The organism is Armatimonas sp., from assembly GCF_043760365.1.
Lineage (GTDB): Bacteria > Armatimonadota > Armatimonadia > Armatimonadales > Armatimonadaceae > Armatimonas.
Genome location: NZ_JAYUPA010000824.1, coordinates 1 through 9,129 on the forward strand (window position 1 = coordinate 1; position 9,129 = coordinate 9,129).

At 51.1% G+C, this 9,129-nt stretch carries 11 protein-coding genes; 5 read left to right on the forward strand and 6 right to left on the reverse strand.

Annotated features, from left to right (window positions below; genetic code table 11):
- From ACH2EH_RS20215 to ACH2EH_RS20240, 6 genes are all read right to left on the reverse strand, one after another.
- The coding region (locus ACH2EH_RS20215; protein ID WP_395144528.1) for a glycosyltransferase family 4 protein at positions 1–1,658 on the reverse strand (1,658 nt) is incomplete at its 3' end.
- A 206-nt stretch (positions 1,659–1,864) separates the two neighbouring features.
- On the reverse strand, positions 1,865–2,668 hold the full coding sequence (locus ACH2EH_RS20220; protein WP_395144530.1) for an ice-binding family protein: 804 nt from the start codon (positions 2,666–2,668) through the stop codon (positions 1,865–1,867).
- Positions 2,669–2,690: 22 nt separating this feature from the next.
- Positions 2,691–3,185, reverse strand: coding sequence for a hypothetical protein (locus tag ACH2EH_RS20225; RefSeq protein ID WP_395144532.1), 495 nt, complete (start codon positions 3,183–3,185; stop codon positions 2,691–2,693).
- An 80-nt stretch (positions 3,186–3,265) separates the two neighbouring features.
- Positions 3,266–3,934: a PEP-CTERM sorting domain-containing protein gene (locus ACH2EH_RS20230; RefSeq protein ID WP_395144534.1), complete on the reverse strand. Its 669-nt coding sequence runs from the start codon at positions 3,932–3,934 to the stop codon at positions 3,266–3,268.
- A gap of 289 nt (positions 3,935–4,223) precedes the next feature.
- Positions 4,224–4,958 (reverse strand): fasciclin domain-containing protein, encoded by a 735-nt coding sequence (locus ACH2EH_RS20235; protein ID WP_395144536.1) that lies wholly within the window; start codon positions 4,956–4,958, stop codon positions 4,224–4,226.
- 90 nt (positions 4,959–5,048) lie between these two features.
- Positions 5,049–5,297, reverse strand: coding sequence for a hypothetical protein (locus tag ACH2EH_RS20240; RefSeq protein ID WP_395144538.1), 249 nt, complete (start codon positions 5,295–5,297; stop codon positions 5,049–5,051).
- 361 nt (positions 5,298–5,658) lie between these two features.
- Here ACH2EH_RS20240 and ACH2EH_RS20245 point away from each other — a divergent pair, with 361 nt between their 5' ends.
- The 5 genes from ACH2EH_RS20245 to ACH2EH_RS20265 form a co-directional block, all read left to right on the forward strand.
- A complete protein-coding gene (locus ACH2EH_RS20245) occupies positions 5,659–7,131 on the forward strand; it encodes a glycoside hydrolase family 130 protein (RefSeq protein WP_395144540.1) in 1,473 nt (490 codons plus the stop codon).
- Between the two features lie 32 nt (positions 7,132–7,163).
- The gene (gene dps, locus ACH2EH_RS20250) at positions 7,164–7,679 is read left to right on the forward strand and encodes a DNA starvation/stationary phase protection protein Dps (RefSeq protein ID WP_395144541.1); all 516 of its coding nucleotides are present in this window, start codon (positions 7,164–7,166) and stop codon (positions 7,677–7,679) included.
- The gene (locus ACH2EH_RS20255) at positions 7,669–8,493 is read left to right on the forward strand and encodes a PRC-barrel domain containing protein (RefSeq protein WP_395144543.1); all 825 of its coding nucleotides are present in this window, start codon (positions 7,669–7,671) and stop codon (positions 8,491–8,493) included. The genes dps and ACH2EH_RS20255 overlap by 11 nt, the downstream gene beginning before the upstream one ends.
- The gene (locus tag ACH2EH_RS20260; RefSeq protein WP_395144545.1) at positions 8,490–8,918 is read left to right on the forward strand and encodes a hypothetical protein; all 429 of its coding nucleotides are present in this window, start codon (positions 8,490–8,492) and stop codon (positions 8,916–8,918) included. Before ACH2EH_RS20255 ends, ACH2EH_RS20260 begins: the two co-directional genes overlap by 4 nt.
- Positions 8,919–8,922: 4 nt before the next feature.
- Positions 8,923–9,129, forward strand: a 207-nt coding sequence (locus ACH2EH_RS20265; RefSeq protein WP_395144547.1) for a PRC-barrel domain-containing protein, incomplete at its 3' end; no start/stop codon positions are given.

Below are 9,129 nucleotides of genomic sequence, written 5' to 3' on the forward strand. Positions count from 1 at the left end.
AGCGTGTAGGCCCAGGCGCGGGGGCTGGTGAAATCTGCCACCACGGGCAAGGCCGCATGAAAAAGCTTCCCTGCAAGGCCCCGCCAGCCCGGATTGCCCGAGCGCCCTAGCACCGTCCCGAGCGACCAGAGTGCCCGTCCATGACTATCCTCTGAGCCTTGCTCCTCTAGCCACTGCCGGTTATACGCGAGAAAGTTACGGAACCGCCCGGTCTGCGCGTTGAAGGCATGGTTGATAAAGGCAAGGTAGCGTGTGATAAGCACGACCTCACAGGTTTTCTCTCTTGCCTCCAAGTGTGCCATCAGAATCAGGGCACGCACATTGTCATCCAAACAGTAGCCTTCGTCGGCGTTCGGGACATTGTAGGTTGCATGCTGAATCAGGCCCGTGTCGTCGGTCATGAGCCGCAGATGATCCAGGTTCAGCACGGGCAAGTTTGCATACAGAGCCGCCGATACTTTTGTGGCGGCTCGCTTTTGCGTGAGAGATATTTTTTCGGTGCGGGCGCGCTCAAAGGACTCCCTGTACCGCTCCGCAACGGCGGGCCAGGCCATTTCCTGTCCATACCCAGCGGCTCGCTGCTGGAGTGCGGCACGCTTTTGGGGCTCCTCAAGGAGCGCGATGACTTCACGGGCAATCGCCTGTGGGTCGCGCCAGGGAACTAGGATGCCGCGATCCTGGGCAAGCAGCTCCTCGGCGTAGTAGTAGGGAGTCGAGATCACCGCCTTACCAGAGCCAACGGCATAGGCCAAGGTCCCCGACGTGATCTGCTCAGGTTTTAGATAGGGCGTGATGTAGATGTCCGCTGCCCGTAGGTACTGCGTGAGCTCCTCAATGGGGACAAAGCGATTGTGGAAGTGAACACTCTGACGCACCCCGAGGCGATCCGCCAGCACTTCCAGACTCTGGCGATACGCTTCGTCGTGCTGTTTCAAAATATGCGGATGGGTCGCCCCCAGAACGACATAGACTACCTCGGGGAACTGTTCGAGAATGGCGGGTAGTGCCTCAATGACATTTTCAATGCCCTTATCTGGCGAGAGCAGCCCAAAGGTAAGCAGGACGAATTTCCCCGTAAGTTGGAACTGCTCTTTATAATGCTCAGCGTCTACCGTGGGTACCTGGGGAATCCCGTGGTGAATAATATCAATCTTGGCCGCATCTACCCCGTGGACATCCTGGAGAAACTGCGCTCCCCGCTGACTCATCACCACAAGCCGATCGGAGAGCCGAGTCAGCTTGGCCATTACCTCGCACTGCTCCGCATTAGGATTGCGCAGAATGGTGTGTAGGGTGGTGACGAGGGGCTGCTGTAGCTTACGCAGCAAAGTAAGTATATGGCTTCCCGCACTACCGCCGAAGATACCGTACTCGTGCTGAAGGCAGACGACATCCACATCACTGGCATTTAAAAAGTCGGCAGCACACTGGTAAGACATTAGCTCATCAGCCTGAATCTCGTAGCGCACCGAGGGGGGATAGTCGTAACCCTCCGCACGGTCGTTCATCGCGATCGTGAAGCAATCCGTTGCAGGAAAACGCTGAGAGACCGCTTCCATTAAGTCAGCGGTAAAAGTTCCTATTCCACACTGGCGTGGTGTGTGATTTCCGATCATTGCCACGCGGTGCAAAGAAGAAATATCTGAGTTTGGTTTCATTTTTTGGGTTTTTTCCTCGTGTTTTTAGAAAAGAATGCTGTTTTTATAGTTTGTGATTTCAATTGCGAGCTTAAAGAGAAGGTTTCCTATGGTTGCCAAAAAAATAATTTTTGTGAATCGCCTCATTAACATAAGAAACCTTAACTTTCCCCGTATCTGAACTGCTAACAAGCACTCGTATGCGGAGATAACCCTCTCGGTTCCCTTTAGATCTCGATTTTTTGAAGTGAGGCACGGCGGCGCGGTAGAAAGGGGAAAGTGAGTATCAGCCCAAGGCAGAACAGGAGAGAACTGGACGGATCTGGAGCGGTACTTGCACCAATGATATTGGTGTCCAGTGTGACCGCACCGTTGCGCGCCAGAGCTCTGCCGCCAGGGTTTGTTGCGCCCGTGGTTAGGGTGATGCTTGTCAGGGCGAGAATATTGCCCGCGAACGTGCTACTCGTGCCCAGTGTTGCCGAACTGCCGACTTGCCAGTACACGTTGCCTGTACCCCCGCTATTGATCAGGGTAACGCTGGACGAGGAGGCGGTTGTGAGTGAGCTACCTATCTGGAAATCGAAGCGGGCATTGGGGTCGCCCAGGGCATCAAGAATGAGCGCTCCCGTTAACTGCGCGGACGAATTAAAATGGTAAACGCCAGGCAGCAAGGTACGATTTCCCAAATCCTGACCGGTTAGATCCTGGGTAGATGCCTCGTTCGCAATAACATTGTAGGCCGTCGTCAGGTCAATCTGCGCCTGCACGGCGACGGCATCATTTAGGTGGAACACTCCGCCACTGAGGAGCCCTGGCGGAAAGCCGGTGATCGCGGTTCCTGGGCTGACACCGACATTGCCAAAAATAATGGAGGTCCCCGTATTGGTTACCGTCGAGCCCGCGAGAACGCCAAAGCTGGCTGCTTGCCCCAAGGTGATTGGGTCTGCTTTCGCATTAGTGTAAGCAGATAGGAGAACAATTAGAGTAAATAAGGCATATTTTGAGTATATCCTTTGATTAATTTGATACATGTCATTCTGTTTCTACTTTGATTTAGACTTGTGGTTGTAATTTTTGCTCTCTATTAACCATCCGAATGCCGTCGGAGGATAGGCAGGCTTTCTGGATACAGGCTGTCCAGTTGGGGCTGTGGTTGGTGATTTGAAGGGCGGTCACACCCTTTCGCCTTGCGGTCTCGATATGCCGTGTCTCGTCGTCGAGGATCAGATCCTGCCCGCTCACGGGGGGCCAACAGACACGGGTTCCTTTGTTATGGCGAGCGTCTTGCTTATAATCCGCGAGCGTGATGATGTGATGAATCGGGAGCCCCGCAGCAAGGCACCAGAGCCTCAGGGCGGCGGCACTATGTTTTCCGCTGGTGTAGAGAGTGAGAATGTGTCCGGCACGTGCCAGTTCTTTTAGCATCTTGCGCGCTTGGACGCGCAGCCCACAGAGCAAGAAGCACCGTGCCAGCTCATTGGTGCGCTCACAGGCAAACTCGCCACACTCGGCGATGAGAGTCCCTTCCAGATCAATCGCGATTTTCATTGTTTTACTCTTTCCCTCTCCCATCTGGGCCAGCCTATAAGCCAGCCCAGCATGAGTGATTTTCGTTGTGACGTGTATTTTTAGTGCTTGCGGCGACGCACTAAGACGAGGGTGCCACCTAGGGCGATAAAGGCAAGGGTGCCTGGCTCCGGTGCGACGTTAGTCAGGTTGGTAATGGTTCCCCCGATCGAGTTGTTGGACAACGACGTTGGGGTTCCCTGGCTGGAAGCCTGTGTGGCGCCGATATTCACCTGATACAGAGAGCCTCCGAACGAAAACGTCTGTGTTGTCGTTGGGTTATAGGTGACACGCGTGCCGTCGAGTCCCACAACCGTGGCATCCGCGTCGTAGCTGTACTCCGTGGTGAAGTTTAGCGGGCCGATAGCCACCGCTCCTGGATTAACGACAAAGTTCACCGTTGAGTTCAGTCCCGTCACGATCCCTGTTCCCGACGCGGGCAGGTTATTGAACTGGAAGAGGTCGTTGGTAGCAGTGAACTGAATATTTATAGGGGTACCAAAGGCGGGCAATGCGAAAGGTGTCGCGGTAAGCGTTCCCAGTCCACCACCGCTCGACGTTACTGTCACACTTCCTGCCCCCGGTCCACCTATAAAGGCACCTGCAAGCGCAGCGGGCGTGGTAATGCTACCCGACGTGACTTGGGCCTGGGCTGCTGTTGCTCCCAGGATAGATCCTATTGCTAAAACACTCGGGAATACTCGATTGAGATTCAAATTACGAAAAATCATGGTTTATCTACTTTCATAACAGGTCGTCACCGCCTGTAATTTTTCAGGATTACTTTTTTGCTCAGTTTTGAGCTGACAGAAAGTTCATTCCTAGTTTTAGGATGTGCATTTTGCATGCATCTCAGTCTGTTGCTACTCATATGATGTCTGTATTCTTGAGGTTCCAGATAAAAATGAAAATTTAAATAACTATTTTAGATTTTTATACTGTATAAACAAACAAAAAATACCAGCCCTGAAGGCTGGCATTTTCACTGAGAATGTGTCGGATGCTGCTCTCAGACACCCTTTAATTTGAGTCGAGCGGGGCCTCAAGGGGATGGATCCAGCCATTGCTAGCGGCAATATCGTTTTGTACGATGGGTATATTGTTCAGAGTGAGGATGCCATTTTTATTTCCAACAGTGACTTTCTCGCCCGAGAGAGTCTCTAGTGTCGTGCCCTCTTTGAGAGCGAGTAGCTCACTGATTTTATAGCGACCTGCGAGGGTGTGATGTTTGATCAGCGCAACCAGTGCTGTTTTTTGAGCGGGGTCTTGTAGCTGATTAAGCCGTGCTCTACCGAGCGACATCAGCCCCGCGTTCGTCGGTGCAAAAAACGTATAGGGATTATCTTCACGTAGCAAATTAACTTGTTCACTCGAATCCACGAGCTTAATTATTTCTGAAAAATCATCGGGCATGCTCATGAGGACATCATAGATTGGTTTATTTTGTGCATTGGAAATCTTTGAGCCTGCCGTTTTTCTTGCATGTGCATCTGTTACTGTGCTATACGCACTTAAACCAATCAGGCCAAGAGCGATTCCTGAGATGGTATTACGATTTGTTACTCCTTTAATGCCCAGAAAATTTCCGCTATTATCAACGCTACCACTCAGATAACCATCAGAAGGTTGGATAGGGCTGGTAGATGAATCTACAGAACCCAGTGCGGTTTGACCGCGCATGGGAATCTGACTTGATATGAGCCCTGCAAGGGTAAGGGCAGCTGTAATACGAAGTGTGCGTTCTTGATGTTTCATGTTCTTCTCTATCGTCGTTATTAATTTTCATTACGAGCAGTCTTTGCCTGCAATGAAAAGTCTATTTCGAGTGCTAATGAATCAAAAATCTCAATAGATCTTGCCATTTTCAATATAAGCAATCAGGCTGAAATTTAGTGAGATAATGACGGGATGATCCGCTTCCTCAATGGTGTATGCGCCGCCAATAATACTATTGCCCTTGAGATAAGCCTCCCAGTCAGCAGCGAATCGTGCCCCTTCCGTGAGGGTGAGGTGGTATTGATCCGCTGTGGGGCTACCCGAAAATCGTATCCGGATGGCTACATTTGAAACGGAATTTAAGTTTATTTCGCTCACTTTTCTAGATCCTTTCTTTATTTCGGTAAAATAACTTCGCTCTGTTCGACACGGATCATTGAGACATGCCGAATGCGATCACAGGCACTGTTCTTATCTCACAACTATTGTTGTTAAGACCATGCTGGTGAGAGCTAGAGCTAGTGTCGAAAGTTTTTTGGTTTTTTTAACTACTGTTTGGTTCTTCCATAGAAGTCATATACATCATAAGGAACCAGGTTCCCATTTATTACCTATGAGATTCAGATTAAGATGCAGACGCAAATGAAATACTAGGGCTGGTGGGGCCTGTGATTTACTCTGTTGGTGGCCCAATCGGTTCCCCGATCAGCGAGGTCTTTCAGGTTATAAAATCAAATAAATGCAAAATCAAGAGACTGTTTTACTATCTGTTCGGCACACTGGGCCTATTCTAAAGCCAAGTAGTGCACGTGTTCTGCTTCGCGCTTTCAATCCGACAACTGAGCAGCGTAGTATTCAAATCATTGCTCGTATCAGTGCGATGCCTGAAGAGAAAATTACCACTGAACTCGAGCAAATACTTAGGGATTTTGAAAGACGTCATCACAATTTTCGTGCGTACTGCCTGCGACGCTTTGAGCACGTGAAGTCTCTTTTGCTGACGGATAGACCTTTAAGCGAGGAACGAAAGCTTCTCATTGGAGCCTATTTTACGCAGGAATATGCTCTGGAAGGTGCTGCACTTTTTAATCCGTCTCTCGTGTGGCATCCCGATCAGAGTGAGTTACCTGAAGGGGCGAGCCGCTTTATCCTGAGTCTGCGTGCGACAGGCGAGGGACATATCTCCTCTATCGCATTTCGTACAGGAATTGTGGATGCAAAAAATCAAATTAAGGTAGAGGAACCGACACGCTTTGTCGTGAGCCCCGAGGCTATCTCTTACCCTCTCTATGATCGTACGCTCTTTGAGCGCAAACTTCATGAAATGGATCATCGGGACATGCTGGTGACATCGGTACTCTCTACTCTAGCGGAAAAATTCACTCTAGAGGAGCTGAAGGCTAGTGTTCAGTTGGTAGAGCGTCAGAACCGAGGGAAATCAGAAAATGTTCTTCTGTTAAATAGTATGTTGACCTTGGCTCGGGCGAATTACGTGGCTTCTTTTTCGCTCAAACAGCCGCTGTTCGAGCGCGTGTTGTTCCCCACATCACCCACTGAGATCAACGGGATTGAGGACGCACGCTTTGTTGCTTTTCAAGAAGACGATGGGAAAGTGATCTACTATGCCACCTATACCGCCTACGATGGGAAGGTCACCATGCCCCAGCTTCTCCAGACAGAGGATTTTCTTACGTTTGAGATGAGCACCCTGAATGGCCCTGAGATTCACAATAAAGGCATGGCGCTCTTTCCGCGCCGCATTAAGGGGCGCTACGCCATGCTCTCACGCCAGGACAACGAGAATATCTATCTCATGTACTCGGATCATCTGCACTTCTGGTACACGAAAGAGATTCTCCTCAAGCCGACCTATCCATGGGAGTATGTTCAGCTCGGAAACAGCGGCTCGCCGATAGAGACTGAGGCCGGGTGGCTGGTTCTGACACACGGCGTCGGGCCGATGCGGCAGTACGCGATTGGCGCAATTTTGCTGGACAAAGACGATCCCTCTTGCGTGATTGGGCGACTGCACGAACCGTTGCTGACACCGGGCGCTAGTGAGCGCGAGGGTTATGTCCCCAATGTGGTTTATAGCTGTGGTGCCCAGATCCACAATAACGAGCTGATCCTGCCCTACGCCATGTCGGACTATGCCAGCAGTTTTGCCGTTATCCCGATGGGAGACATTCTAGGCGCGATGAAATTAACCTGAAACCTTGGGAGAAACTCCTGCATACGAGAGCTATGCAACAAACGAAAAACAATATTCCTGAAGTAATGCGGTTGAAAATCGCTTCGTACTTAAACCGACGCCTTGCAGACTGTCTTGACCTTGGTATGCAAACAAAACAAGCTCACTGGAATGTCAGAGGGCCGTCGTTTCATGCGCTTCATCTTCTCTTTGATGATATTGCTGAAGATATCGAAGGCTATGCAGATCTGATCGCGGAAAGACTTGTGCAGCTTGGTGGTACAGCGCGTGGCACGGTACGGGAGGTTGCGGCCAGCTCTAGCCTCGCTGAGTATCCCCACGACATCTCCACGGGCGACGAGCATATTGAGGCACTTTCCAGTGCTCTTGCGGCCTTTGGGGCAGTTATACGTGAGGGAATTGTCGACACCAATGCGCTCGACGACGCGGATGCCGCTGATATTTTCACCGAGATCTCCCGTGGCATTGACAAGTGGCTCTGGATGGTTGAGGCGCATCGGCAGCCTGGTGCCGCCGCAAAGAAGGAAGAGAATACCAATGCTAGTTGAAGTAAAAAAGCTACACGGCCTGGCGATTCATGCTCTGGATGGTGAGGTTGGTAGCGTGGATGAGTTTCTCTTCGATGACGAGTTTTGGACCGTCCGCTACTTAATTGTCAATACGGGAAGCTGGCTTATGGATCGTAAAGTGCTGATCTCTCCTCTGGCACTAGGCGGCGTGGACTGGGATAAGAAGACGCTTACTGTGAATCTGACGTGTGATCAGATTGAGAAGAGTCCAGGCGTCGAAACGGATCAGCCTGTCTCGCGCCAGTGGGAAATAGGCTACTACGACTACTACTCCTTGCCCTATTATTGGGATGGCGTGAGTGGATGGGGGGCCTACCTGTACTCCGGAGGGCTGCTTGCCCAAACCGTGGGGAGCACCGAGATCCTCCAGCACAAAGCCGATCACCAAGCAAGACAGGATGCAGAAGACTGTGCCCACGAGCGTGCCGATGCCCACTTGCGGAGCACCAAGGAAGTGACAGGCTATGGGATCTCCGCTACGGATGGCCACCTGGGACATGTCACCGACTTTATTGTCAATGACGAGACCTGGCGGATTAGTTATCTGACCGTAGATACGCAGAACTGGTGGCCAGGAAAGAGTATTCTGCTTCCCCCGGAGTGGATCACCCGTGTGAGCTGGTCTGAGCGTAGCGTTAGCGTCAACGTGACTCGGGATCAAGTTAAAGGTGCTCCTGAGTGGGAGGCAGAAAAGATAATCAGCCGCGCTTTTGAGACGCAGCTTTATGCCTACTATGACCGTCAGCACCCGGAAGAGACAAAAAAGAACGGAGAGTTAAGGAGAAAACAATGAACCGATTATTGATTTTAGGTATCGCTTGCATAGGTATTGGGGGCAGCGGCTGTAAAAATACCGCTGAGGGCATCAAAGAAGATACTGCCCAAAACGCGGAGTCCGCTAAAGAATCAGGTGAGAAGGCATCAGTGGCAACCCAGAAAGCGACGGAGCGCCTGGGCTCGGCCACGGAGAAGATGGGGAAGAATACAGGTGATGCTCTAACGCTGACCCCTAGAATCAAGTTGGCCATCACCGACGATAAAACTCTGAACAATACCGCAAATCTGATTGATGTGGAGAGCGGTGACAACGAAGTACGCCTGACAGGGCACGTGCTAACCGAGGCGATGAAGTCGCTGGCGGGCACGATCGCGCAGAAGACAATCGCTCAGGCGGGGGCAAAGAACCTGCTGGTCAATGAGCTGAAAGTGAAGCCCTAAACACATGCTACACCGAGCAAGTACTTTAGAGTCGTATGCGCTCAATGCCGTAGACGGGCAGATGGGCAAGGTCAACCACTTTTATTTTGACGATGAAAGCGGCGCGATTCGCTACGCCGTTGTTGACACGGGAAAAAAGCTTGATCCCACGGACAACTGGTTCACCGGCAGGCAGATTCTGCTTCCTCCGTCTAAGATCGGCGCTGTCTTA